Raw genomic sequence first — 26,059 nt, forward strand, 5'->3', positions numbered from 1 at the left:
ACAGAATTTTTTGCATCATCGGCCCCGCTGCGATACGCTTTGTGTCAACGATAACGAGAGGATCCGCGCGCATGAGCGACACCATCGACACCCTGGCGCCTGAGCACCGCGCCAAGTTCACCGCCATGACCAATGGTACGCAGGATGACTGGGCGATCATCGCAGGGCAGTATCGCGAGTTCGCGCATGGCCTGCCCGATCGCGTGCTGGCGCATCTTCGGTTGCTCGACGGCGATTTCGGCGGATTTCCCATCGACCGGCTCCAGCACAGCCTGCAGACCGCGACCCGCGCGCATCGTGATGGGCACGACGAGGCCTATGTGGTGATGGCGCTGCTGCACGACATCGGCGATACGTTGGGAAGCTATAACCACCCAGATGTTGCCGCCGCTATCATCAAGCCATTCGTGTCGGAGGAAGTCCACTGGATCTGCGCCAATCACGGCGCCTTCCAGGGCTATTATTACTTCCATTACATCGGCGGCGACCGCAACACGCGCGACATGTTCCGGTCTTCCCCGTATTTCGATGCCTGCGCGCATTTCTGCGAGAAATACGACCAGGCCGCATTCGATCCGGATTATGACAGCGAGCCGCTCGAATTCTTCGAGCCGATGCTGCGCCGCGTGATGGCCAGGCCGATCAACTCGATGTACGCCAAGGTTGTCGAACAAGCCTGACCAAGAGAACGCCCGCTCCACCGAAGGGGCTAAGACAAGATGCGGGAGCATCGCCGCCTAACGGCCAAGCGATACCCCCGAATCGTTTTTCAACGCGAAGCCAGTCTCAGCGACGCGAGTTTTCCGCATAAAGGCCGTCCACGGCCTTGCTGACCAGGATGTTCACGGCGACGCGGCGGTTCTGCGCCTTGCCTTCATCGGTCATGTTGTCCGCAACCGGATCGGCCTCGGCCATGCCCGCGGGCGTGAGCATGCGATAGGGCTTCCACTTGCAGACCTGCTGGAGATAGTTGATGACGCTGGCCGCGCGCTTTTCGCTGAGCTGCTGGTTGAAGTCCTCATCACCATCCGCATCGGTATAGCCGACCACCAGCATCAGCGCGTTGTCCATCTGCTCTGCCGAACCCGCAGCCGAGCAAAGCTCGGCCTTGGCCTGTTCGCTCAGCTTGGCCTGCGCGGTGTCGAAATAGACATTGGTCGTCGCCTTGACGTTGTACTGGTCGATATCGCCCATGCGTCCGCGCAGCGCTTCGGTCGCTGCGCTCTGCTCGGCAAATTGCTGCGACGTGCCGGTACGGATCATCGATGCGGTCTTGAAGTCGGTGTTCTTGAAGGTGATCTGGCTGGCGAGCAGCGTTTCACCCGATTGCAGCGTCTTGATCGTCAACGGCAGGCCGTTGAGCAATGCGCCAGTGTCGAGCTTGGTGCGGCTCGCACCGAACAGGCCGCCAGAGGCGCGAACCTGGGTCGTCTCGTTGACCACCAGCACGGTGCGGGTGCCGTCTGCCGCCTCGACCTGGATCCGGTCACCCTGGCGCGCGGTGAGCACGCCCTTGATGTCGGGCCCCTCGGTCATGGTGGCGGGATCCGGCAGCTGTTCGCCTTCGCCTGCGACATCAGCCTGCAAGGGTCCGGACTGCTGCGCGAAGCTCGTGGTAGAGGCGGTGGCGGCCAGCAGGGCCAGCGCCATCGTTATGCCGGGAGTGGTGGCAAGGAAACGCATGGAATTACTCCTTCAACATGGGGGGGATTTCGTCCGTGTGTCCCGGAGACTGCTGAGCGGATGAAGTGTTCCCGCCTCGCCGCCATTGTGCGGCGAGCCGAAAGGGCAGGCGCGGCGAGATGAGAAAGCGCGCGTTGCCGGCGGGTATCAGTCGAGCGGAGCGAGCGGCTCGGCCAGTAGCGGCGGAAGCCAGCCTCGCGGGTCTCTGGCGGCCCCGGTCAGCTTGGCCATCTCTTCCTCGAACAGCCCGACACGCTTCTTCCAGCGATAGTGCGTCGGCGCGGAAAAGATGCCCTTGCCGCGTTGCCGGCCATAGCGCGTCCAGAAGCGGACCGCGCCGGCTGGGTCGTAGCCCGCATTGGCCATCAGCCAGATCGACAGGCGGTCGGCTTCGATCTCGGTCGCCAGCGTCAGCCGGGCGTTGCGGCCGAGCTGCTGCAACAGTCCGCGCTGGACGCCCGCCGCGTTGAGCCTGCGGCGGTGCTCGAGCAGATTGTGCGCCATCTCGTGCGCAAGGATCGCGGCGAGTTCGTCATCGTCGATCATAAAGTCCAGCATTGGAACGGTGATACCGACGATATCGCCATCGGCCGACGCGCCATACTCGCCGCTAGGGCGGAGCTCGAACCGGCTGCGGCAGGCAGGCGTTCCGGTGACCGCGACATCGAAGGTCCGGCCATCGCGGATCAGGGTCAGCGTGATCGGGCCGGTGTCCAGCGCTGAGCGAATTTGCGCATCTGCCCAGGCGATCGGACGATAGGCTTCGGGCTGATCGATGGTGGCAAGCGCGGCCGGGGCAGGGGCAAAGGCCACCCCGTTGAGCGCGACGATTGCGTCGTCGGGCCGGATTCCCGCCTGCGCTGCCGGGCCATCTGCGACCAGTGCGAGCACGGCATAATTGCGGGCAAAGCCGAATGAGGCTCTTGCCGCTGCAGCATCTGGATATTGCCCGATATGGTGCAGCGTCATGCCGATCGCATTTTCGCGCGTACGGCAGAACGGCGCATTGGCGCGGGCGAGCCGTGTGCCAACGCTCAGGACGCGGGTGTCCGATGCCCTGAGCGCGTCGAACGCCGCGATTGCGCTGTCAGGGGCCTCGGCGAACGCTGGTGCAGCGCCGCTCGGCAGCGCGCCTCCCAGCGCCAGACAGCAGACAATGTGCCGGATGGCACGCATGCCGGATCAGCTCACGGATTTCTTCGCGGCGCGTGCCTCGTCGATCGCAGCCTTCAATTCGTCATAGCCGACCGCGCCGTTGAGCACCTTGTTGCCGATCACCCAGCTGGGCGTTCCGCTGAATTCCAGCTGCTGGGCGATGCGGATATTGGCGTCGATCACCTCTTCGGCCTGTTTGCTGGCCACGAAGGTGCGCGCGGCGGCCATATCCAGCCCGGCGGTCTTCGCGGCCTGCTCGATGGTCGCCTGGGCGGGGCGGCCTGCGCCGAACATCGCCTTGTAGAACGCGTAATATTTGCCCTGCTGCGCGGCGGCCATGCCCCAGGCTGCTGCAACCCGGCTTTCGTCGGAGAGGATCGGAAGCTCGTGGAACACGACCTTGAGGTTCTTGTCCTCGCTCACCAACCGGGCAACATCGCTGACGCTCTGGCGGCAGAAACCGCAGGCGAAATCGGAATATTCGACCAGCACGACATCGCCATCGGGGTTGCCGGCATAGGACGCGGCAAACGGCGTCTCGACGGCGCCGCGCACCGATGCGATGCGCTTGGCGGCCTGCTTGCCCTGCAGCTTCTGCACGGCCTCGGGAATGATCTCGGGGTTTTCGAGGATATAGGCGCGCACGATCGCCTCGATCGCAGCCTTGTCCTTGGTGTCGAACCCGGCTGCGGCTGCTGCGCTGTCGGCATCCTTGGCCGCTTCGCCACCGCCTGGAGCGACCAGCCCGCCGCTTTGCCACATGAATGTGCCGATCCCGGCGGCGATGGTCAGAAATGCGGCAACAGCCATGAACAGCCAGTTCCTTGATGAGGCCTCGCCAGAGGAGGGGGTGGGTGTTGTCATGGCGGGCCTTTGGTTGATGAGAGTATCGGTAACGGGGTCGAGGCTTAACGGCGGCGCGACTGGCGTTCAACCGCGTCGCGCGCCAATATCGCAATATCCTGCGCACGAATGAAATCGGCGCTGCCCTGCGGCAGGCCCAGCATCGCCTCTTCGGCGCTGCGCAGCGCCAGCGGGGCGTTGCCCTGCAGCACATAGCGCTCTGCACTGGCAAGCGCTGCACGCGGTGTATCGCCGCGATTGGCATAGACCACGCCCAGCTGATACCAGGCGAACGGATTTTCCGCATCGCGCGCCACCGCAGCCTTCAGCACCCGCTCGGCCTCGGGCAGGTTGGCGGGGTCCTCGCTGGCGATCAGCGCATGGCCATAGACGCCTGCGATCAGAGATTGCGCGTTGGTGCTGGCGACCGCCTTCTGTAACGGCGCGAGCGCTTCCTGCGGTCTGCCCGATTCGAGCAGGATCTGCCCGTAGATTTCCAGGAAATACGGGTCGTCCGGCGCCTCGGCGAGCAGCGAGCGGGCTTCTGCCAGCGCCTTTTCGGGATAGGCGCTCTTGTGCCAGGCATAAGCGCGGGCATAGCGCGCGGGCACGCTCTGGTCGGTCTCGGGATAGTCGCGCAATGTTTCGGGCGGATCGGCGACATAGCCGACCAGCTTGGCCTTCACGCGCTGGAACCGCGCCTCGAGCGCAGGGTCAATCCGGGCATTGAAAGCCGGGTCGTTCTCGTAGATTTCCTGCAGCAGCGTGATGCGCTCGCCCGATAGCGGGTGCGAGCGGTTGTAGCTGTCCTCCTGCGGGATGGCGAGCCGGAACTCCAGATTTTGCAGGCGCTTGAAGAAGTTGAGCGAACCCTTTCCTGTGAGCCCGGCCTTGGAGAGATATTTGGCACCGGCGACGTCTGCGCCTGCTTCCTCGCCGCGGGTATGCGCCAGGAACTTGCCCAGCGCTGCCTGCTGGCCCGCGCCCATGATGCCCAGGCCCGCCTCTCCGGCACCCGCGGCGACCGCGGCGATGCCCAGCAGCAGCGACAATATGGTGATCTTGCTCGCCTTGGATGCGCTTTCCGACCGGGTGATCGAATGGCCCAGCGCGATATGCCCGAGCTCGTGGGCGATGACGCCCTGCACCTCGTTGACGTTGCCTGCCGCCTCGATCAGCCCGCTATGGATGTAGACATCCTGCGTCCCCGCGACAAAGGCGTTGATGCTGCGGTCGTTGATGACCACGACATTGACGTTGGAGGGAAGCAGCCCGGCTGCGAGAATGAGATCGTGCGACATGTCCGCCAGCAGCGCCTCCGTCTCGGCATCGCGCAGGATCGACTGCGCCGACACCGGCTGCACTGCCAGCACGCACACCGCGCAGATCGCGAGCAACCGCGCCGCAAGGGTGGAGATCAACGAGCTGCAACGTCTGGTCGTCTGGTGCATTGCCGCCTGCGTCACGGGGGAAAAGGGCATGCCTGTCATGGCCGCGTGGTGGCCAGCCAAGGATGAACACGGCATGAAACTGCACATGATAGGATGATAGTAGCGCGGGCTTTGCCGCTTGCACAGCATATCACCAGCCTGCGTGCGATGAATGCGGCGAGCCGCGTGTCAGGCGGCCTTGAGCTCGGCGAGAAACGCTGCGCTGGCGATCCGCAGCGCGCTGGCCTGGTCTTCCAGCCGGGCGGTCACCTCGCGCATGTCATCGGACATGGATTTGACGCGGTGAGCATTATGGCTGACCGTACGCGCGGTATCTTCCATCGATCGCGCGTCGCTGGCGACCTGTTGCGCGTGGCTGTTGATCCCCAGCGTCGCCTCGCTCTGTTCGGTAATGACCCTGGCGATATGCGCCGCACCTTCGCTCACCAGATCGATCTGGCCTGCGATCGAATCGATGGTGGTCTCGGCAAGGCTCATCCGGGTGCGGATGCCGTTCACCGTCTGCCCGACCGAATTGATCGCGCCCCGGGTCTGGCCCGCAAGCTGCTTGACCTCGTGCGCGACGACAGCGAACCCGCGACCGGCTTCGCCCGCGCGCGCAGCCTCGATCGTGGCGTTGAGCGCCAGCAGATTGGTCTGCGAGGCGATTTCCTCGATCAGCGTTGCGATCTGCGATACCTTGGCCGCCTGTTGCGCGAGCGCGCCGACCGCTTCGCTGCCCTCGAGCGACGAACTTCGCGCGGCGGTGGCGGCGAGGTGCTGGTCCTCGACTCGCTGGGCGATGGAATGCGCCGATTGGCTGAGCTGTGCTGCGGCTCCCGCGACATTCTGCACCGACATGCCCACATTGGCCGCGCGCGCGGTCACCTGCGCAGCGCTCTGGCCCGTTTCCTCGCCGATCTCGTGCAGCGCCGATGCGCACACGCCCAGCTGGGTAAGGGCGGTGCCGAGGCTGTCGATGGTGTGCATGACCGATCGATCGAACGCTTCTGCCAGATCGGCCATCGCGCGGCTGCGCTCTTGCAAGTGACGGTCGCGCTGCTGGGCGAGCATGGCCTGCGCCGACCGGTCCTGCTCGGCGCGCTCCTGCACCTTGCGCTGTTCGGCAGCGAACTCGCGTTCGCGCACCACGACCAGCTCCTGCGACTGGCGGATGTACCCGGCAAAATGCCTGCAGAAGACCATGGTGCTGCGCCACACGATCACCGCAAAGCAGATCACCAGCGGATAAAAATAAGGGTCCACGGTGAACCCGGTGGCATTGATCGCGATACAGGTTCCACTGGTGATCGACACCAGCCAGATCAGGTTCGTCCCCGGAAGCGAAAGATAGTTCATCGATCCGATCGCGGTGGCCGCGATGCCGATGGTGATCCCGAGGTCGCTGAGGTGTGGCACCTCGGACGTCAGCATTCCGGCGATGATCATCGACCATGCAATGCCCGAAAGCACGGCGTTGGCGGTGAAATGATGGGTGAGCGCCTTCAGATCGTTCTGTATCTCGCCGCTGTCCGCCTCGAGCAGCTTTTTCAGCCGAATGTTGACGGGAATCATCGCGGCCATGGTGCCAAGGGTGAGCAGGAAGCCGAGCATCGTGAGCATCAGTCCCGGGGTGTTCCAGGTCGCAAGCCCCAGCACCACCGCGACCACGCTGACGCTCGGGATCATCGCGGTGACCCCGGCACATACCCGCTGCATGTGTTGCGCCGCCATTCCGGCGGCGTCGGCCGAGCGGATCTCTCCGCCATAGGCAATGTTCGCAAGCGACCGGCGTACAGAGCCCACGCATCGGCGTGCGATATGCGCAAAACTGCTTCTGCCGGTCCTCACCATGCACCCAAGCTAGGGCCTCATGGTTAATTTGTGCCTAATCGGACCTGTTGGGCGATTCTGTTCGCCCAGATGCCGGTCAGACGGCCGAAGCGGCGTGACCGGCATGGCCGCGACTACAGCACGTATTTGCTGAGGTCGGTATTCTTCGCGATCCCGGTGAGCTGCTTCTGCACATAGGCTGCATCCACCCTGATGGTCTCGCCGCGATGCTCCTCCGCGCCGAAGCTGATCTCCTCGAGGAGCTTTTCCATCACCGTCTGCAGGCGCCGCGCGCCGATGTTCTCGACCGTTTCGTTGACCGATGCGGCGATCCGCGCGACCTCGCGAAGCGCATCCTCGGTGAATTCGAGAGTCAGTTCTTCGGTGCCCAGCAGCGCGGTGTACTGCTGCGCCAGATTGGCCTTTGTCTGGGTGAGGATATGGAAGAAGTCCTCCTCGGTCAGTGCCTTGAGCTCCACCCGGATCGGCAGGCGACCCTGCAGTTCGGGCAGCATGTCGCTGGGCTTGGCGATGTGGAACGCGCCCGAGGCGATGAACAGCACATGGTCAGTCTTCATCGGGCCGTACTTGGTGGCCACGGTGGTGCCCTCGATCAGCGGCAGCAGATCGCGCTGCACGCCTTCACGGCTCACCGAACCGCCGCGCACATCGGACACTGCGATCTTGTCGATCTCGTCGAGGAAGACGATGCCATTGGCTTCGGCATCGGCGAGCGCAACGCGCGCGACATCGTCCTGGTCCATCCGCTTCTCGGCTTCTTCCTCGATCAATTTGTCCCACGCATCGGCGAGCCGCATCTTGCGCGGCTTGGTACGCTTCTGCCCGAAAGCCTTGCCCATCATGTCGGACAGGTTGATCATCCCGACCTGACCGGCCATCCCGGGAATTTCCATCGGCATGTTGGGCGCGTCTTCGACCTCGATCTCGACTTCGGTGTCGTTCATGTGGTTGTCGGTGATCCGCTGGCGGAAGCTCTGGCGGGTTGCCTCGCTGGCGTTGTCGCCGACGAGCGCGTTGAGCAGCCGTTCCATCGCTGCGTCGGACGCAGCCTCACGCACCTTTTCACGGCGGCGTTCCTTTTCGAGCCGCACGGCGTCCTCCACCAGATCGCGCGCGATCTGGTCAACATCACGGCCGACATAGCCGACTTCGGTAAACTTGGTCGCCTCGATCTTGATGAACGGCGCATCGGCGAGCTTCGCCAAACGGCGCGAGATCTCGGTCTTGCCGCAGCCCGTGGGCCCGATCATCAGGATGTTCTTGGGCGTCACCTCGTCGCGCAGTTCGGCGGGCAGGCGCTGGCGGCGCCACCGGTTGCGCAGCGCCACGGCGACCGCGCGCTTGGCGTCCTGCTGACCGATGATGTGTGCATCCAGCGCAGCGACGATGGACTTGGGGGTAAGCGTATCTGTCATTCGGGATCTTCTATGTGAGGAACGTGTCGGAACACAAATTGGGGAGTGCCGCTTGCTGCTTCAAGCACAGCGCCACCCGGCCATCAGGCTGCGATGCGATTCGACGATATCGGCAATGTCCTGCGGCTGGGGCTCGGCGACATATTCGCCGCGCTCATAGGTGCCGCCCAGCAGGATGCCATCGCCGCGCGGAAACATGTATCGGGCACGCAGTGCATAGGCATAATCGATTTCCGGCTGCGGGATCAGCACCGCAAGCTGGCCGCGCACCGGGACCAATTCGGTATCGCCGAACAGCGCGGCTGCGCCCAATCCGGTGCAGTTGAACACCAGCCGTTCGGGCAGCGCGGCAACCTCGGCGGCCGAGTTGAACCGGCGCACCTGCACCGCTCCGCCGGCAATGCGGATGTCGCGCAGCAACCGTTCCATGAACCGCCCTGTCTCGACATACATGGTGTCGTAGCGCACCACGTTTTCGGCCGGGAACGGGTGATGGTCTGCCGACAGCCTTACGCGTCCCGGAAACATCGGATCGGGCGCAAGCGGGCCTGACGAACGTGTCTGGTCATAGGTCGGCAGCCAGCGGATGCCGTAATCGTCCCCTGCCATGATCTGGAACCGGCGCCTGCTGTAATCGGCAGCAGCAGCAGCCTGTTCGCGCCATTGCGGGGTGACCATGTCATTGTCGAAATGGCCCGCGGGATAGATCTGTCCGCCTGCGATGTTGGATGTGGTGCCCGGCGGCAGCGTTTCGGTGTAGATCGTGACGGGATAGCCCGCCTCCTGCACCAGCCGCGCGGTGGTCAGCCCCATGATCCCCGATCCGATCACCGCGACAGGTCCCGAATGGCCAGGCAGGCCCAGCGCGGTGGCCAGCCGCGAGCTTCCCCAGCTCAGCGAAATCCCGCCGCCGCCATGGCCGTAATTGTGGACCAGCCGCGACTCGCCCAACCTTTCGGCGCGGACCACGAAGCCGGACGGGCGATAGGGGCGCAGTCCAGCCACGGTGCGGATAATGCGCGAAGGATCAACATTGACGCGTGTCAGGCAGCGCGGGGCCGTTGCCCCGAGCCGCGCCACCGGGCGCGATTGCACCGTCGTGCAGCCGCTCAGCGCCAGTGCAGCCCCGGCAGAGGACACCAGTCCGCGTCGATCCACCTGCCATGCCATGGAGCCGACCATAAGGTCTCAGCTCTCGGTGTCGAGAACTTCGATCGTCAGCTGGTCGTTGGTATAGACGCAGACATCGGCGGCGATCTTCATCGCCTTGCGCGCGACGGTTTCGGCATCGGCTTCATATTCGAGCAGCGCGCGCGCTGCGGCGAGCGCATAGTTTCCGCCCGATCCGATTGCGGCGACGCCATCGACCGGTTCGAGCACGTCGCCATTTCCGGTGAGGATCAGGGTCACGTCCTTGTCGGCGACGATCATCATCGCTTCAAGGTTGCGCAGATACTTGTCGGTGCGCCAGTCCTTGGCGAGCTCAACCGCCGCGCGCATCAGCTGGCCCGAGTGCCGCTCGAGCTTGCCCTCGAGCCGCTCGAACAGGGTGAAGGCATCGGCGGTTGCGCCGGCAAACCCGCCGATCACCGAACCGTCACCGAGACGGCGAACCTTGCGTGCATTGGGTTTCATGATGGTCTGGCCCATGGAAACCTGGCCGTCGCCCGCGATCACCGCCTTGCCGTTCCTGCGAATGCCGACGATGGTTGTGCCATGCCATGTCGGCATGCTGCTGTCTTGTCTGCTCATGGCGCGGGATATGGTGGGAACAGCAAAGCGCTGCAAGCCCTACATGATCCGCCGGACTTCATCACCGTTGTACAACCGGATATCGGCGCCGATGCGCTCGACCTGGGCGAGGCCGGCGCCAAAGGCTGCCATGTGCGGCGATGTCAGATGCGCATCGAGCGCTGCGTCGTCGGTCCAGCGTTCGGCAATGCGCAGGATGTCGGGATTGGCCATGTCGCGCGCGAAGCTGTAATGCAGACAGCCCTCTTCCTGGTGCGTCGCCTCGACCATGATGCGCGCGGCTTCGGCGAACTTGTCGATTTCGCCCGGCGCAAAGTGGAGCCAGCCTTCGATGATGAGCATGTCGTGTTTCTCCGTGCGGAGCGATCGGTCCGCTGAGCGGCACAGGTACGATGCCGCTATCCGGCACGCAAGTCAGAGCTGGTGGTAGGTGCGATACCAGTCGACGAAGCGCGGGATGCCGGTATCGATCGAGGTGGTGGGCGCATAGCCCAGATCGGTCTGGATCGCGCTGATGTCGGCATAGGTTTCATGCACATCGCCCGGCTGCATCGGCAGCAGGTTGCGGATGGCGGGCTTGCCGCACGCGGCCTCGACAACGTCGATCATCCGGCCCAGCGGCTCGGGCTTGTTGTTGCCGATATTGTAAACTGCATGAGGTGAAATGCTCCCGCCAGGCTTGGCGGCGCCATCGTCGACAGGCGGATGGTCGAGCACCGCGATCACGCCGGCGATGATGTCGTCGATATAGGTGAAATCGCGGCGCATATCACCATGGTTGTACACGTCGATCGGCTGGTCCTGCAGGATTGCCCTGGTGAATTTCCACAGCGCCATGTCCGGGCGGCCCCAGGGGCCATAGACAGTGAAGAACCTGAGCCCCGTCATCGGCAGCCGATAGAGATGCGCATAGGTCTCGCTCATCAGCTCGTCCGCCTTCTTGGTGGCGGCGTAGAGCGAGACGGGATGATCGACGCGGGTGTCGACGCTGAACGGGCTCTTGGTCGAGTTGCCATAGACCGACGATGACGAGGCATAGACGCAGTGCCCGGTGCGGCGTGCGCGCGCGAGTTCGAGAATGTTGAGATGGCCGACCAGGTTGGACTGCACATAGGCGTGCGGGTTGTCGATGCTGTAGCGCACCCCGGCCTGCGCGCCCAGGTGGACGATCGCATCGAACGCGCGGCCTTCCAGCGCGGCAACGAGCGCAGGATAATCGGCAAAGTCGAGCGGTAGGAAGTCGAACGCGCCTGTAGTGATGCCGGCAAGATCGGCCAGGCGGGCGTGCTTGAGCGCGGGATCGTAATAGGGGTTCAGATTGTCGATGCCGATGACCTCGTCACCGCGCGTCATCAGCGCGCGCGTGAGGGCGTGGCCGATGAAGCCGGCTGCTCCGGTGACAAGGACTTTCATGCTGTCGTACCTGCCCGATCAGCCGGCCAGGCGCAAATGGCCAGCCGGGCGTTCGGGGTGGGCGGGCTGGTCGGACCAGATGCCGCGTGTGTCGTACACGATCTTGCTCACGCGTTCGGCAAGCGGGATCGACTTGAACACGTCGTGATCGACAAGCACGATGAACATGTCGCAGCTCTCGATCGCATCGTCGACATCGATCAGGCTCGCTCCAAGGCCGTCATAAGCGGGCGGAAGGGCCTGCGCATAGGGCTCGACGATCGCGATGCGCTCGCCATATTTCTGTGCCAGCGCCAGCGCTACCTTGTTGGCCGGGCTCTCGCGAAAATCGTCGATATTGGCCTTGAACGCCAAACCCAGACAGGCGACGCGCGCGGTGGGGTTGGCTTCGATCATGTCGCCGGCCTTACCCAGCACATGGCCGATCTTGCCATCGTTGACCCAGCGTGCGGTGCGGATCAGCGGGGTGTCGTCGGGCGCGCCGTGGATGATGAACCACGGATCGACCGCGATGCAGTGGCCGCCAACGCCCGGGCCGGGCTGGAGGATGTTGACGCGCGGATGGCGGTTGGCGAGGCGGATTACCTCCCACACGTCGAGTCCCATGCGGTCGGCGACGATCGACAGCTCGTTGGCAAAGGCGATGTTGACGTCGCGATAGGCGTTCTCGACCAGCTTGGTCATTTCGGCCGAGCGCGCATCGGTGGTGATGCACTCGCCGCGCACGAAGCGGCGGTAGAACGTCAGCGCCTTGCGCGCGCAGCGCGGAGTTATGCCGCCGATCGATCGGTCATTGTTGGTCAGCTCTTCGAGGATGCGCCCGGGGAGCACGCGCTCGGGGCAATAGGCGATCGCGATGTCGGGGATGTCGGCGCTGATTCCGGGAACCTTGAGGTCAGGCCGCAGCTTGGCGATCAGGTCGCGCATTTCCTCGGTGGTGCCGACCGGCGAGGTGGATTCCAGGATGATGCAATCGCCCGGCTTGATCACCGCGGCAATGCTGCTCGCGGCCTGCAGCACATAGCTGATATCAGGCGCATGGTTGTCGTCGAAAGGGGTGGGGACCGCGATGACGAATACATCGGAGGGCTCGACGGTGAGCGACGTGCGCAGCATGCCACGCGAAACCACGCCCTGCACCAGCCCGTCGAGATCGACCTCCTCGATATGGATGCGGCCCTCGGCGATCGTGTTGACGACATGTTCCGAGACATCGACGCCGAGCACCCGGCAGCCCGACCGTGCGATGATGGCAGCGGTAGGCAGGCCGATATAGCCCAGCCCCACAACACAAACTTCAGGCTTCTTGTCGGACAACATGGTCAATCCCCGGATATAGGCGACCCCGCACGGCCAGAGCCCGGGGCCAGTCAGCCCCTTTCCTAAGTCCTATGGAGTTAAAAAAGCCGTAAGCAAGCCACATTGGCCAGCCGGTGGGGCTCTCGCGGCGGGCGGGGCCGGGGGCATGGTGATGGCCCACACTGCGGATGGGGCCTTTCAGAGGCTGCAGCCCCCGTCTGGAGCGCACAAACAAAAAGGGCGACCCGAAGGCCGCCCTGATTGTATCTCTACAGCCTGATGAAATCAGGGGCTGTTGGGCTCATCATCATCAGCGATGATGATGATGCCGCCGATCACGGCTGCTGCAGCGACCACACCGATGATGATGCCGGTGCTGCCTTCAGCTTCGCTCGATTCGCTCGAGACAGCCGAAGTACGGGCGGCGGCAGGCGCGACGGCCTGTGCCAGAACCGGAGCGCCGACCATGGTGGTCAGGGCGATCGCGGCCATCGAAGCTTTGAACAGTTTCATAGTGGAACTCCATGAGGAGGTTGACTCTCGATGCCTACATGCCACGCGTCTGAATATATTGCAAGTGCGAAATGACTTATTCCGTTATTTCGCGTGCGATTTTTGCAATTCGCCATTCGCATTGAAAGACTTGGAAATTTTTCCGAAAGCCCCGCGTCATCGGACGTCCGGGTACATATCCTTCAACCGATGCCGCATTCCGAAGGTCCAGGCGAGGCCGACTTTCAGATAGATGTAATTGGCTTTGAGCGGTCCCCATGCTGCAATGCGGCGGTCCGAAGTGATCACGGGCTTGCGAGTCATCTTGAGCTTTCCGATTCGCGCAAAGCCGATGCACAGGTCGGCCTCTTCCATGATCGTGGCGTCTGCCGGGATGCCGCCGATGCGCAGATAATCGGCGCGGCGGAAGAACATGGCATGGTCACCGAACAGCAGCCGCACCCCGCGCACGAACAGATGCGGATGGGTGAACAGCGGGTAATATGTCTTCCACCAATTGTGCGCGGTGGTGAACCAGCGGGTCTTCTTGCCGCGGATGATCGGCAGGAACGTCGCCAGCGACAATCTTTTATCGGCAAGCACCGTGCGCACATGGGCGATGGCGTCGGGGGGCAGCAGGCTGTCGGCGTGCAGGATGCACACCAGATCGCCTTGCGCCTGCTCGACCCCGAAATTGATCTGCGGTCCGCGCCCGCGCGTGGGCGAGGCCAGCACCCGCCATCCGGCGGCCATTGCAAGCGCAATGGTCTCGTCCTCGCTGCCTCCGTCGATCAGCAGGATTTCGTCGGGTTGCGGCGTCATTGCGGCGACATTGGCGATGGTCGCGGGCAGGGCCCTGGCTTCGTTGAGCGCAGGGATCATCAGCGTGACGCTCGTCATGGGAGCGCTTCCAGATCGGGCCAGCGGGCAAGGTCTGAAGGTCGGTCGCAATCTGCCAGCACCGGAAGCGTTGCCACCGACAGACCCTGCTGCGCGCACCGCCGCATCGTTTCGGGAAACACCGCATCGGTGCTCCACGCCATGTCCGACAGCAGTTCGGGCCGCGCGCGCTGCATCCCGATCAGATAATAGCCGCCGTCATCCGCGGGGCCGATCACCACGTCATGGCGTTGCAGCGCAGCGATCGCCGAATGAACGATCGTCACGGTGAGATCGGGAGTGTCTGCGCCGAGGAAGATGTGCGGTGCCGGGCGGGATGCATCGCAGAGCCGCTCGGTGAGGCCACCTTCGACCTGCTCGACCAGCACGGGTCCATCGCCCAGCCACGCCCTAAACTCCCCCTCACCGGCGCCTGCAAAGCGGATCTCCACCGGCGCGCCTGCTGCCAGAAGCGTGGCCACCGTCCGCTCGGTCAGATGGCGATGGACGCGGGCAGCCCCCTCGGCCCCCAGCGCGGGGATCAACCGGGTCTTGGCGTAGCCCGGAACCGGGAACTTGGCGAACAGCACGAGGGTGGGCGGCACAGGCATCGCGCAAAGCCTTAACGAGAGGGTTGGCGGAAACAAGCCTTGCATCGCTGCGTTCGCTTCATATGGTGCGCGGCCCCGGCCCTTGGAGTGTGCAATGTCTGAAACCGTCCTGTTCGATTATTGGCGTTCGTCCGCCAGCTATCGGGTGCGCATTGCGCTCAACCTCAAGGGGATTGCCTATCGCGCGGTGCCGACCGACCTGCTGACCAGCCAGCAGAAAGCGCCCGATTACGTTGCGCGCAACCCTCAGGGTTTCGTCCCGATGCTGCACATCGACGGGCTCGATCTCACCCAGTCGCTGGCGATCATCGACTATCTCGATGCGACGCGGCCGGCTGCCCGGCTTCTTCCCGAAGATCCTGCGGCGCGCGCGGTGACGCTGGCGCGCGCGATGATCATCATCGCCGACATCCACCCGGTCAACAACCTGCGGATGCTCAAATATCTCAAGGCCGAGATGGGGCAGGATCAGGCCGCGATCGATAACTGGTATCGCCACTGGGTCGCAGAAGGCTTCGCCGCGTTGGAGGCGCTGGCGCCGGACGATGGCCTGTTCGGCGGCGCCAAGCCGGACCTCACCGATGTGTGCCTTGTCCCGCAGATGGCGAACGCACGTCGTTTCGACCTTGATCTTGCTCCCTTTCCCCAGCTGGTGCGGATCGATGCCGAATTGCAGGCGATCCCCGCCTTTGCCGCGGCGCATCCTGATGCGGTGAAGCCGGCGTGAGGATTTCAAGGACGCGCTGTACCGTTTCGCTGGGGCTCGCCGCCTCGCTTGCCGCGACACCGGCGCTTGCCCAGGACCAACCGGCGAGCGAAATCACCTGGGCCGATGCGCTGATCACGGTGGTCGGCAAGCCGCTCGATGTGCCGTTGGGCGACCGCGCCTACAGCGTGACCAGCATCACGCCAGACATGCTCGCCAACGAACCCAGCCAGAGGCTGGAAAACGCGTTGCGGCTGGTGCCGGGGCTGCAGCAATTTCGCCGGTCCGATGCGCGCAGCGCCAACCCGACCAGCCAGGGCGTCACCCTGCGCGGCCTGGGCGGCAACGCGTCCAGCCGGGCACTGCTGATGCTCGACGGGGTGCCGCAGAGTGATCCGTTCGGCGGCTGGATCAGCTTTCCCGGCTATGACGCGATCAATCTGGCAGCGGTGCGGGTGCGGCGCGGTGGCGGGACCGGAAGCGATGGCCCAGGCGCTCTGGCCGGAACGATCGAGCTCGACAGCGCCGGGATCAGGCCCGACCAGTCGAACGTTTATGGTGACCTTGCCTATGGCAGCCGCAACTCGATCGAGGCCAGCGTCGGAACGTCGCAATCGCTCGGCGCAGGCGGCCTTTCGATCTCGGCGCAATATGCCCGCGGCGATGGATTCGTCCCGACGATCGCGCGGCAACGCGGCCTGGTGGACAGGGCAGCGCCCTATGAACAGGCCGGGATCAACCTGCGCTTCGTCGCGCCGATCGATGCCGATACCGAGCTCCAGGCGAGTGCGCGCGCCTTCACCGATCAGCGCGAACGCGGCTTCGCCTTCAGCGACAACAGCAATGACGGCGCCGATGCCAGCGTACGTCTTGTCGGGCGGGGTACGCTGCCGTGGTCGGCGCTGGCCTATGTTCAGATGCGGAGCTTTGCGAGCAGCTTCGCGGCGATCAGCGCGGACCGGGCTGCCGCGACCCAGACGCTTGACCAGTTCAACGTACCCTCCACCGGGCTGGGCGCACGGATCGAAATCCGTCCATCGATCGGCGAGGGCGCCGAGCTTCGGCTGGGCGGAGAATGGCGGCGCACGACCGGGGAGACCCGCGAGCTGTTCACCTATGTCGCAGGCAACCCTACCCGGCTCCGGCGCGCAGGCGGCGCGAGCGACACCTTCGGCGCGTTCGCCGAGGCGAGCTGGCAGTCATCGCCCGATCTGCTGCTCACCGGTGGCGGCAGGGTCGACCGCTGGACGCTCACCGACGGGCGGCTGCGCGAGACCGTGCTCGCCACCGGCGCGCCGCTCACCACCACCGATTTTGCCAACCGCAGCGGCTGGGAAGGCACCGGGCGGCTGGGATTTGCCTGGGATGCGGCCTCGCTGCTGACGCTGCGCGGCGCTGGCTATCTCGGCTGGCGGCTGCCGACGCTGAACGAGCTTTACCGGCCCTTCCGTGTCGGGGCTGACGCCACTGCGGCCAATGCCGCGCTGGCGCCGGAACGGCTGCAGGGGGTGGAACTCGGGCTCGACTGGGAGATTTTTACGCTTCAACTGGGCGCTACCGTTTTCTGGAACCGGCTGGACAATGCCATCGCCAATGTGACGCTGGCGCGCGGGCCTGGCACCTTTCCCGGCGTCGGCTTCGTCTCGGCGGCGGGCAGCTTCAACCAGCGGCAGAATCTTGATGCGGTCGAGGCGAGGGGCATCGAGATCGAGGCGCGCGCCGATGTCGGCGATTTCAACTTCGCCGCCGCCTACAGCTATGTCGACGCCGAGGTCCGCGCCGGGCCCGGCCAGGCGGCGATCGACGGCCTGCGTCCCGCACAGGTACCCCGGCATTTCGCCACCGGCTCGGTCGGATGGTTCCCGCAAGGCAACGACAGCGGCGTCAACCTGACCGCGCGCTATGTCGGTTCGCAGTTCGAGGATGACCTCGGCCTGCTGGCGCTCGATGATGCGCTGACACTGGATGCGCGCGCGGCGTTGCGGATCAGCCGCAACCTGCTGGTCGAACTGCGCGGCGAAAACCTGTTCGATGCAACGGTCCAGGCGGCGATCAGCGGGCCCGGGATCATCGAACGCGGCATGCCCCGCACGATTTGGCTTGGCGTGAAACTGGACATTGAATAGCGTCGGTGACCCGATGACCGAAACCATGACCCGCCTTGCCGAATTCATGCCCTATCGCATCTCGATCACCTCGAATGCGATCAGCGATCTGATCGCGCGCGAGTATCGCAGCCGCTTCGGGCTGAAGATCGCAGAATGGCGCGTGATGGCGGTGCTCGGCGATGTCGGCGAGGCCACCCAGCGCGAGCTGGTGGCAGCCACCCGCATGGACAAGGTGGCGGTCAACCGCGCGACCAAGGCTCTGGGCGAGCGCGCGCTGATCCAGCGTGCCCCCAACATGAGCGACGGCCGGTCGCATCATCTCGCGCTGACCGATACCGGCAGGGCGCTGTATGCCGAAATCATGCCGCTGGCGCTGCAAATGGAGACTCAGGTCATCCAGGTGCTCGACCCGCAGGAACAGACGCAGTTTTCCAGAATGCTGGGAAAGCTGCTGACCCAGGCGGACTCGCTGGCGCATGATTGACCGACCCGGAATGATCTTGCACTCCGGTTTCAAATGATACTATGCTGCGCAATATTCCGGCGCGTCAGACCGCAAGGAACCACTTTCCTGAAAGGAAGCCGAACCCATGAAGCTCGCATCCCTCAAGAGCGGCCGCGACGGCCGTCTGGTCGTGGTCTCGAACGATCTCGCCTGGTACGCCGATGCCAGCCACCTGGTCCCGACCTTGCAGGCGGCGCTCGACGACTGGGACCGCATGGCGCCTTATCTCGAGGTTCTGGCGCGTGATCTTGAGCATGCCGCGATCCCGCGCGAGCGCTTCCACGAGCATGATGCCGCAGCGCCGCTGCCGCGCGCCTATCAATGGGCGGATGGCTCGGCCTATGTGAACCATGTCGAACTGGTCCGCAAAGCGCGCGGTGCGGAGCTGCCCGAAAGCTTCTGGACCGACCCGCTGATGTACCAGGGCGGATCGGACGATTTCTTGGGTGCGCGCGACGACATCCAGCTCAAGGACGAAGCCTGGGGATGCGATCTCGAGGCCGAGATCGTAGTCGTCACCGGCGATGTGCCGCAGGGCGTCACGCCTGAAGAAGCGCGCGGCCACATCCGGCTGATCGGGCTGGTCAACGATGTGTCGCTGCGCAATCTGATCCCCGATGAGCTCGCCAAGGGCTTCGGGTTCGTCCAGTCCAAGCCCGCCAGCGCGTTCTCGCCGGTTTTCGTGACCCCCGATGCGCTGGGCGATTACTGGCAGGACGGCAAGCTGCACCGCACGCTTATGGTCGATCTCAACGGCAAGCCCTTTGGCCGCGCTGTCGCCTCGGACGACTGCACCTTCGATTTCGGCGTGCTGATCGCGCATCTCGCCAAGACCCGGCGGGTGCGCGCAGGATCGATCATCGGATCTGGCACGGTCTCAAACCGCGATGCCGATGGCGGACCGGGACGCCCAGTAGCCGATGGCGGCCTGGGTTACAGCTGCCTTGCCGAAGTGCGCATGGTCGAGAAGATCAGCACGGGTGAAATGACCACGCCGTTCCTCAAGCATGGCGATGTCGTGCGAATCGATGTGCACGACGACCGCGAGCACACCATCTTCGGCGCGATCGAGCAGACTGTGAAGGTCGGCTGATCGCGCCAAAAAGCTTAAGATTGCCGCCGGTTCGCGATCAGCGGATCGGCGAATCCGGGGCCAGCCGCATGTCAAGATAATTGTCGACCGAGTGCATCAGATCGTCGAGCTCATGCTCGAAGAAGTGGTTGGCGCGGCCGATCTCGTCGTGATGAATGGTGATGTGCTTCTGGGTGCGCAATTTGTCGACCAGCTTCTGCACCGCGCCGGGGGTGACCACCGTATCGGCGGCGCCCTGCACGATGATGCCCGAGGCGGGGCAGGGGGCGAGGAAGCTGAAGTCATACATGTTGGCGGGCGGCGCGACCGAGATGAAGCCGCGGATCTCCGGACGGCGCATCAGCAATTGCATGCCGATCAGCGCGCCGAAGCTGAAGCCTGCAACCCAGGTTGTCTGCGCTTCGGGATGGAAGCTCTGCACCCAGTCGAGCGCGGCAGCTGCATCGGACAGTTCGCCGATGCCGTTGTCGAACGTGCCCTGGCTGCGGCCGACGCCGCGGAAGTTGAAGCGCAAGGTCGCAAAGCCGCGCCGAACGAAGGTCTTGTAGAGCGCCTGGGTGATCCGGTCGTTCATCGTGCCGCCACCCTGCGGGTGCGGATGTAAAATCATCGCGACCGGGGCACGGGGGCGGGGAGCGGGGCTGAAGCGGCCCTCAAGGCGGCCTTCGGGACCGGGAAAGATGACAGCGGGCATATTTTGTGGGACTTTCGGAGTTCTGCAGATGACAGGCGGGGTGCCGCCTGATGTGGCTGGCGGCGCGCCAAGGAACAGGGGCTATACGCAATCGGGCCCCCAAAAAGCAACAAAATGCGTGGCAATGCGGCAGGGTGCGGCTAGATGAACGCGATGAACCGTCGCAACCCAAGCTCAGTCTGACCCGCATCATGGCCGACCCGCGCATCTATCTTGATCATGCGGCAACCACGCCGGTGCTGGCTGAGGCGCGCGCCGCGATGGCGGCAGGGCTGGAAAGCTGGGCCAATCCGTCGTCGCCGCATGCCGATGGACGCGCCGCCCGCGCTGCGCTGGAGGCCGCGCGCGCGCGCATCGCCGAGGCCCTGGGCTGGGATGGCGAGGTCATCCTGACCAGCGGCGCCAGCGAGGCCATCGCGCTCGCGATGCAGGCCAGCAAGACCGATGGCTGGGTCATCTCGCCGACCGAGCACGACGCCGTCCAGCGTATCGCCGATCGTGCGCCGGACACGCGCACGGTGCTGCGGTTGGCGGTCGATCTGGATGGGCGGCTGGTGCTGGCCAGCCTGCAACGCGCGCTGGATGCCGGCGCGAAACGACCGCTGGTGATCGTGCAGTCGGTTAACAGCGAAACCGGGGTGATGCAGGACGTCGAGGCGGTGACCGCCATGGCCCGCGAGGCCAGGGCACCGGTGCTGTGCGATTGCTCGCAAAGCGCTGGCAAGATACCGCTGGCCGATGCCGACATGATCGTCATTTCCGCGCACAAGCTGGGCGGACCACCGGGGATTGGCGCGCTGCTGCTGCGTGATCCTGGCGTGCTCAACCCGTCAGGCGGGCAGGAAAAGGGCTATCGCAGCGGCACCGAAAACGTTCCAGCAGCGCTGGGCTTCGCAGCGGCGCTCTCGGTGTCGCGCAACTGGATCGACCGCGCGGCCGATCTGCGCCACCAGCTCGAAAGCGCCATCCGCGGTGCGGGCGGCGAGGTGGTTGCCGAGGGCGCGCAGCGGCTTCCCACGATCGGCAGCTATCGCATGCCCGGCGTGCAGGCCAATGCGCAGCTGATCCAGTTCGATCTCGCCGGGGTTGCGGTCTCGGCAGGCAGCGCGTGTTCCTCGGGCACGCTCAAGACCAGCGCGGTGCTGACCGCGATGGGCTGGGATGAAAAGGCAGCAGGGGAGGTGGTGCGGGTGAGCTTTGGCCCTTCGACCACCCGCGCACACGTCTATCGCTTCATCGAACTGTGGCGCGCGATGGCGGAGCGAGTGCGATCGTGATGGCGGGCGCCGTGGCAGGAAACGCGCCGATCTATCTCGATTATCAGGCGACCACGCCGCTAGCGCCCGAAGCTCTCGCGGCGATGCAGCCCTGGCTGGGTGACCTCACCGGGCCCACCGGCTGGGCCAATCCGCACAGTTCGCACGCCGTCGGACGCAAGGCCGCAGCCGCGGTCGAAGTGGCGCGCGGGGATATCGCCGCGCTGATGCCGACCGGCGGGCGGGTGGTGTTTACAGGCGGCGCGACCGAAGCGCTCAACATGGGCTTGCGTGGCGTGCTGGCGGGTCAGGCGCCGCGTCGCAAGATCGTCACCATCGCCACCGAGCACGCTGCGGTGATCGACACCTGCCTTTGGCTGGAGACGCAGGGCTTTCGTCTGCACATCCTCCCAGTGGGCACGGATGGGCTGGTCGATCTCGACCAGGCGCGTGCGGCCATCGATGGCGACACCGCGATCGTAGCAACGATGCTGGTGAACAACGAGATCGGGGTGATCCAGCCGGTCGCGGCGCTGGCTGACCTCGCGCACGCAGCAGGCGCGCTGTTCCTGTGCGATGCGGTGCAGGGCTATGGCCGCGTCGCGTTGCCGCAATCTGCGGACATGATCGCGATCAGCGCCCACAAGATCCATGGCCCCAAGGGCATCGGGGCGCTGTGGCTGCGCGACGGCGTCGCAATCGAGCCGCTGATCCATGGCGGCGGGCAGGAGCAGGGGCTGCGTTCAGGCACGCTGTCGCCGGCACTGTGCGCCGGGTTCGGCGCCGCCGCCAAGGTCGCCGCGACCCGCCAGCAGGACGATGCAGAGCATCTCGCTGCCCTGCAGCAGGCGGCGTTGCGCCATTTTGCCGGCTGGCAGGTCAATGGTTCGCTCGACCAGCGTTATGCCGGCAATCTCAACCTGCGGCGCGACGGGCTGGATGTGTCGCGGTTGCTGTCCGACGTGCGCGACGTAGCCTTTTCGGCAGGCTCGGCCTGTGCCAGCGGCTCGGGTCGGCCCAGCCATGTGCTTACCGCATTGGGCCTGCCGACGGAAAAGGTCCGTTCGTCGATCCGACTTGGCTTTGGCCGCTATACCACGGTTGACGAAATCGAGCGCGCCGCGCATCTGATCAATTCTGCGACCACCAGCCAGCTTGGCAGCCATACAGGGTAATCCATGATCGAGGTGACGTTCATCAGCGCCGACGGCAAGAGCCGTCAGACGGTGCAGGCCCAGGATGGCGACCGGTTGCTCGATGTCGCGCAGGCGCATGGCCTGCCGCTGGAAGGCACCTGCGAAGGCCAGATGGCCTGTTCGACCTGCCATCTGATCATCGATGCCGCCGATTTCGCCAAGCTGCCCGAGCCGGTCGAGATGGAAGAGGACATGCTGGATCTTGCTGTCGCCGTCACCCGCACCTCGCGGCTGTCGTGCCAGATTTTCCTGCGCGACGAGTGGCAGAGCCTGACCTGCCGCGTTCCGGCGGAAAGCTATGACATGCAGGGCATGTGATGATCGGCCGTGCGCTTATCCTTGGGACTGCAGCGCTGCTGAGTGGCTGCGCCACCACTGCGCCCGAGCCTACAACCGATCCCGCGATCGCGCGCGAACTCGCCGCGATAGAGGCGCGCAGCGGCGGCAGGCTGGGTGTCGCGCTGGTGGGCCCGGACGGTCATCAGCTCGCGGGGCACCGCGCCGACGAACGCTTTGCGATGTGCTCGACCTTCAAGCTGCCGCTCGCCGCGATGGTGCTGGAAAACGCGCACAAAGGCAGATTGTCGATGGCGGACCCGCTGCCGGTGACCGACTCCGACATGGTGGTCTATTCCCCCTATGTCGAAGCGCAGCGTGCCAAAACCCCGCCCGAAGCGGTGACTGTTGAAGGGGCTGCCTCGGCTGCCGTCTCGCTCAGCGACAACACCGCCGCCAACCTGCTTCTCGACCGGCTTGGTGGGCCGCAGAGCTTTACCGCATGGCTTCGCGGCAAGCGCGACAGCGTCACCCGGCTGGATCGGCGCGAGCCCGAGCTCAACGAAAACGCGCTCGGTGATCCGCGCGACACGACCACGCCCGCCGCGATGGCCGAAACCACCCGCTCGCTGGTGGTCGGCAACGCCATGCCGGTCGGCCAGCAGCGGCTGCTGTATCGCTGGACGGAGAACACAACAACCGGGCTCAAGCGCATTCGCGGCGGATTGCCCCAGGGCTGGAGCGCGGGCGACAAGACCGGCAGCTGCGGCAATGCGTTCAACGACGTTGCGGTCTTCACTGCCGAGACCGGCATGCGCTATACGCTCGCGGTCTATCTCGACCGGCCCGCGGTCAAAGGCGATGCTGCCAGCGCAATCATCGCCGATGCTACCCGTGCGGTGCTGCCTGCGCTGCGTTGAACGCGGACTGTTCAGCGGTTCTTGCTTTCCCCGCAACTTGTCGCCATATGCGGCCTGGGAGTCGGGCGGACGTAGCCGTCGCCAATCTGGTCAGGTCCGGAAGGAAGCAGCCACAACGATTTTCGCCGCGGGTCGTCCGGCTCCTACCATTCTTTCATCCTTAGCGCGCCAAGCGGCCTTGCGGTTTTTGAACAGCCGCGTGGATTCGTTTCCATCCCTGCGCAGCAGCGGCTAATCACGTGCCATGCATGATTCCCCGCAGCCAGATACGGACAGCGACACCGACGACGAAGCCCTGATGCCCGGCCTTGGGCTGGACATGCCGCCCGTTCCGGCGCCTGCTCCAGCGCCCGCCACTGGCCAGGCCTATCGCGTGCTGGCGCGCAAATACCGCCCCCAGACCTTTGCCGAATTGATCGGCCAGGACGCCATGGTCCAGACACTGGGCAACGCCATCCGCCGCGAGCGGCTGGCGCATGCTTTCCTGATGACCGGGGTGCGCGGGGTGGGCAAGACCTCGACTGCGCGACTGATCGCCAAGGCGCTCAATTGCATCGGACCGGACGGGCAGGGCGGCCCGACGATCGCGCCGTGCGGCGTGTGCGAACCGTGCGTCGCCATCGCCGAAGGGCGCCATATCGACATCATCGAGATGGATGCTGCGAGCCACACCGGCATCGACGACGTCCGCGAGATCACCGAGGCGGTGCGTTATGCCGCCGTGTCGGCGCGCTACAAGATGTACATCATCGACGAAGCACACATGCTGTCGAAACAGGCGTGGAACGGCTTGCTCAAGACGCTGGAGGAGCCACCGCCGCACGTGAAGTTCCTGTTTGCGACCACCGAGGTCAACAAGGTGCCGATTACGGTGCTGTCACGCTGCCAGCGATTCGACCTCAAACGCATTCCGTCCGAGCTGCTCGCCAGCCATTTCGCCGAAATCTGCGTCAAGGAAGCCGTGGTCGCCGAGCCCGATGCGCTGGCGATGATCGCCGATGCCGCCGAGGGGTCGGTGCGCGATGGTCTCTCGATCCTCGACCAGGCGATCGCGCATGCCGATCTTGGCGGGCACAGCGATGTTGCAGGCGCCGCGATGGTGCGCGCGGAGCAGGTGCGCTCGATGCTCGGCCTGTCGGATCGTGGGTCGATGCGGCGGCTGTTTGCGCATCTGATCGCGGGCGATGCCGATGCGATGCTCGCTGATCTGGACGCGCAGCACGGGTTGGGTGTCGATCCTGTCGCGGTAATGCGCGGGTTGCTGGCGATGGTGCACGCGATCACGCTGCAGAAATCTGCCGGCAGGGTGCGCACCGTGCACGGCGAGGAAGACCGCGCGGCACTTGCCGACTGGGCGGGCAAGCTTGGCCATGCGAGCCTGCACCGGCTGTGGCAACTGCTGCTCAAGGGGCACGACGAGATCGAGCAGGCGCCAGTGCCGCGCGAGGCATGCGAAATGGCATTGCTGCGCGCGCTCTATGCCGCGACGCTGCCCGATCCGGGCACGCTTGCGCGCAGGATGGTAGAGGCGCCGCAGGCCGATGCGCCGACGGCCCCTTCGCCCGAACCTTCGCGTCCGCAGGCCGAAGCACCACCGGCTCCCGATGGCGCGCCGCCCTGGGACATGGCCGACTATGGCGAGCCGGTTGCTCGGCCCGAGCCCCAGCCGATCAGAACTCCCGGCGAAATCCGCACCATTGGTGACATCGTCGATCTGCTCGACAATGCCGGGCGCTTGCTGCTCGCGGGGCAGGTGCGGACCGATATGCGCCCGGTCGAGATCGGTTCCGACACGCTGACCTATCAGTCCGCGACAGGGCGTGACGACTATGTCCCGCTGCTGCGCGAGGCGTTGGCCGAGATCACCGGGCGGCGCTGGCAGGTCGAGCGCGGCGCTGGCGATGCGCTACCCAGTCTCGCCGAGCAGGAAAAGCATAGCCAGGACGCGATGCGCGATGAAATTCTCAATCATCCGCTGGTAAAGGCGACACAATCCGCCTTTCCCGATGCGGAAATTGACTGGACTGCGGCGGAAATCTCCCCACATGAGGACGATAACCTGCCAACACGGAGTGCCAAGGCATGAAAAGCATGGAAGAAATGATGGCTGCCGCGCAGGAAGCCGCGCAGACCGTCCAGCGTCAGATGAACGAGGCTCAGGCCAAGCTTGAATCTGTCGAGGTCGAAGGCGCCGCCGGCGGCGGGCTGGTCAAGGTTCGTGCCACCGCCAAGGGGCGCATCCTGGGCGTGTCGATCGACGACAGCCTGATCGTGCCTGCCGACAAGCAGATGCTCGAGGACCTTGTCGCGGCCGCGTTCAACGACGCGCGCACCAAGGCCGATCGCGCGAGCGAGGAAGAGATGAGCAAGATGGCGCAGGGGCTGCCGCTGCCCGCGGGCTTCAAGCTGCCGTTCTGACGCCGTTAACCCGGGCAGGTGCAGGGTCGCTTGTCGCGGCCGCAACCTGTGACCATATAAC

At 64.9% G+C, this 26,059-nt stretch carries 26 protein-coding genes and 1 other RNA gene; 12 read left to right on the top strand and 15 right to left on the bottom strand.

Features of this window, described 5'->3' with window-relative positions:
- Positions 1-71: 71 nt before the first annotated feature.
- Entirely contained in the window at positions 72-680 is a 609-nt protein-coding gene (locus BSY18_RS05510) for an HD domain-containing protein (protein ID WP_069049925.1), read from the top strand.
- A 106-nt stretch (positions 681-786) separates the two neighbouring features.
- Here the strand turns inward: BSY18_RS05510 and BSY18_RS05515 are convergent, their stop codons facing one another.
- From BSY18_RS05515 to BSY18_RS05580, 14 genes are all read right to left on the bottom strand, one after another.
- The gene (locus BSY18_RS05515; RefSeq protein WP_069049926.1) at positions 787-1,683 is read right to left on the bottom strand and encodes an OmpA family protein; all 897 of its coding nucleotides are present in this window, start codon (positions 1,681-1,683) and stop codon (positions 787-789) included.
- A gap of 147 nt (positions 1,684-1,830) precedes the next feature.
- The gene (locus tag BSY18_RS05520; RefSeq protein ID WP_083231324.1) at positions 1,831-2,859 is read right to left on the bottom strand and encodes a M48 family metallopeptidase; all 1,029 of its coding nucleotides are present in this window, start codon (positions 2,857-2,859) and stop codon (positions 1,831-1,833) included.
- Between the two features lie 6 nt (positions 2,860-2,865).
- Positions 2,866-3,648 carry a DsbA family protein gene (locus BSY18_RS05525; protein WP_082382018.1) on the bottom strand — a complete coding sequence of 261 codons (783 nt, stop codon included), beginning with the start codon at positions 3,646-3,648 and terminating at the stop codon, positions 2,866-2,868.
- 98 nt (positions 3,649-3,746) lie between these two features.
- Positions 3,747-5,132, bottom strand: coding sequence for a M48 family metalloprotease (locus tag BSY18_RS05530; RefSeq protein ID WP_069051723.1), 1,386 nt, complete (start codon positions 5,130-5,132; stop codon positions 3,747-3,749).
- Positions 5,133-5,300: 168 nt separating this feature from the next.
- Positions 5,301-6,917: a methyl-accepting chemotaxis protein gene (locus BSY18_RS05535; RefSeq protein ID WP_162892608.1), complete on the bottom strand. Its 1,617-nt coding sequence runs from the start codon at positions 6,915-6,917 to the stop codon at positions 5,301-5,303.
- A 161-nt stretch (positions 6,918-7,078) separates the two neighbouring features.
- Entirely contained in the window at positions 7,079-8,380 is a 1,302-nt protein-coding gene (gene hslU / locus BSY18_RS05540) for an ATP-dependent protease ATPase subunit HslU (RefSeq protein ID WP_054132962.1), read from the bottom strand.
- Positions 8,381-8,440: 60 nt separating this feature from the next.
- Positions 8,441-9,550, bottom strand: a complete 1,110-nt coding sequence (locus BSY18_RS05545; protein WP_069051724.1) for an FAD-dependent oxidoreductase — start codon at positions 9,548-9,550, stop codon at positions 8,441-8,443.
- 18 nt (positions 9,551-9,568) lie between these two features.
- The gene (gene hslV, locus BSY18_RS05550; protein ID WP_054133223.1) at positions 9,569-10,111 is read right to left on the bottom strand and encodes an ATP-dependent protease subunit HslV; all 543 of its coding nucleotides are present in this window, start codon (positions 10,109-10,111) and stop codon (positions 9,569-9,571) included.
- Positions 10,112-10,171: 60 nt separating this feature from the next.
- Positions 10,172-10,474, bottom strand: coding sequence for a putative quinol monooxygenase (locus tag BSY18_RS05555; protein WP_054132961.1), 303 nt, complete (start codon positions 10,472-10,474; stop codon positions 10,172-10,174).
- A gap of 72 nt (positions 10,475-10,546) precedes the next feature.
- Positions 10,547-11,545, bottom strand: a complete 999-nt coding sequence (locus BSY18_RS05560) for an NAD-dependent epimerase/dehydratase family protein (RefSeq protein WP_069049928.1) — start codon at positions 11,543-11,545, stop codon at positions 10,547-10,549.
- An 18-nt stretch (positions 11,546-11,563) separates the two neighbouring features.
- On the bottom strand, positions 11,564-12,865 hold the full coding sequence (gene wecC / locus BSY18_RS05565) for a UDP-N-acetyl-D-mannosamine dehydrogenase (RefSeq protein ID WP_069049929.1): 1,302 nt from the start codon (positions 12,863-12,865) through the stop codon (positions 11,564-11,566).
- Positions 12,866-13,129: 264 nt separating this feature from the next.
- A complete protein-coding gene (locus BSY18_RS05570; protein ID WP_054132958.1) occupies positions 13,130-13,357 on the bottom strand; it encodes a hypothetical protein in 228 nt (75 codons plus the stop codon).
- Positions 13,358-13,513: 156 nt separating this feature from the next.
- Positions 13,514-14,236: a glycosyltransferase gene (locus BSY18_RS05575; protein WP_054132957.1), complete on the bottom strand. Its 723-nt coding sequence runs from the start codon at positions 14,234-14,236 to the stop codon at positions 13,514-13,516.
- Positions 14,233-14,826 (bottom strand): TIGR04282 family arsenosugar biosynthesis glycosyltransferase, encoded by a 594-nt coding sequence (locus BSY18_RS05580; RefSeq protein ID WP_054132956.1) that lies wholly within the window; start codon positions 14,824-14,826, stop codon positions 14,233-14,235. The genes BSY18_RS05575 and BSY18_RS05580 overlap by 4 nt, the downstream gene beginning before the upstream one ends.
- A gap of 94 nt (positions 14,827-14,920) precedes the next feature.
- On the opposite strand from BSY18_RS05580, the gene maiA reads away from it, so the two are divergent.
- The 4 genes from maiA to BSY18_RS05600 all read left to right on the top strand — a co-directional run bounded on the left by maiA (position 14,921) and on the right by BSY18_RS05600 (position 19,238).
- A complete protein-coding gene (gene maiA / locus BSY18_RS05585) occupies positions 14,921-15,553 on the top strand; it encodes a maleylacetoacetate isomerase (RefSeq protein WP_069049930.1) in 633 nt (210 codons plus the stop codon).
- Entirely contained in the window at positions 15,550-17,658 is a 2,109-nt protein-coding gene (locus BSY18_RS05590) for a TonB-dependent receptor (protein ID WP_171900180.1), read from the top strand. Before maiA ends, BSY18_RS05590 begins: the two co-directional genes overlap by 4 nt.
- Positions 17,659-17,671: 13 nt before the next feature.
- Positions 17,672-18,124, top strand: a complete 453-nt coding sequence (locus BSY18_RS05595) for a MarR family winged helix-turn-helix transcriptional regulator (protein ID WP_069049931.1) — start codon at positions 17,672-17,674, stop codon at positions 18,122-18,124.
- 106 nt (positions 18,125-18,230) lie between these two features.
- Entirely contained in the window at positions 18,231-19,238 is a 1,008-nt protein-coding gene (locus BSY18_RS05600) for a fumarylacetoacetate hydrolase family protein (RefSeq protein WP_069049932.1), read from the top strand.
- A 37-nt stretch (positions 19,239-19,275) separates the two neighbouring features.
- Here the strand turns inward: BSY18_RS05600 and BSY18_RS05605 are convergent, their stop codons facing one another.
- Positions 19,276-19,932: an alpha/beta hydrolase gene (locus tag BSY18_RS05605; protein ID WP_054132952.1), complete on the bottom strand. Its 657-nt coding sequence runs from the start codon at positions 19,930-19,932 to the stop codon at positions 19,276-19,278.
- Between the two features lie 191 nt (positions 19,933-20,123).
- Between BSY18_RS05605 and BSY18_RS05610 the strand changes: the two genes are divergently transcribed.
- From BSY18_RS05610 to BSY18_RS05640, 7 genes are all read left to right on the top strand, one after another.
- The gene (locus BSY18_RS05610; protein WP_069051727.1) at positions 20,124-21,209 is read left to right on the top strand and encodes a cysteine desulfurase family protein; all 1,086 of its coding nucleotides are present in this window, start codon (positions 20,124-20,126) and stop codon (positions 21,207-21,209) included.
- Positions 21,209-22,363 (top strand): cysteine desulfurase family protein, encoded by a 1,155-nt coding sequence (locus BSY18_RS05615; RefSeq protein WP_069051726.1) that lies wholly within the window; start codon positions 21,209-21,211, stop codon positions 22,361-22,363. The genes BSY18_RS05610 and BSY18_RS05615 overlap by 1 nt, the downstream gene beginning before the upstream one ends.
- Before the next feature lie 3 nt (positions 22,364-22,366).
- On the top strand, positions 22,367-22,702 hold the full coding sequence (locus BSY18_RS05620) for a 2Fe-2S iron-sulfur cluster-binding protein (RefSeq protein ID WP_054132950.1): 336 nt from the start codon (positions 22,367-22,369) through the stop codon (positions 22,700-22,702).
- Positions 22,702-23,580 (top strand): class A beta-lactamase, encoded by an 879-nt coding sequence (bla, locus tag BSY18_RS05625; protein ID WP_069049933.1) that lies wholly within the window; start codon positions 22,702-22,704, stop codon positions 23,578-23,580. Before BSY18_RS05620 ends, bla begins: the two co-directional genes overlap by 1 nt.
- Before the next feature lie 54 nt (positions 23,581-23,634).
- Positions 23,635-23,730, top strand: an RNA gene (gene ffs, locus BSY18_RS05630) — signal recognition particle sRNA small type.
- Positions 23,731-23,824: 94 nt separating this feature from the next.
- Positions 23,825-25,666 (top strand): DNA polymerase III subunit gamma/tau, encoded by a 1,842-nt coding sequence (locus BSY18_RS05635; protein ID WP_069049934.1) that lies wholly within the window; start codon positions 23,825-23,827, stop codon positions 25,664-25,666.
- Positions 25,663-25,998 (top strand): YbaB/EbfC family nucleoid-associated protein, encoded by a 336-nt coding sequence (locus tag BSY18_RS05640; RefSeq protein WP_069049935.1) that lies wholly within the window; start codon positions 25,663-25,665, stop codon positions 25,996-25,998. The genes BSY18_RS05635 and BSY18_RS05640 overlap by 4 nt, the downstream gene beginning before the upstream one ends.
- The last annotated feature ends 61 nt before the right edge of the window (positions 25,999-26,059 follow it).

This window comes from Blastomonas sp. RAC04, assembly GCF_001713435.1.
In the GTDB taxonomy this organism is placed as follows: Bacteria; Pseudomonadota; Alphaproteobacteria; order Sphingomonadales; family Sphingomonadaceae; genus Blastomonas; species Blastomonas fulva.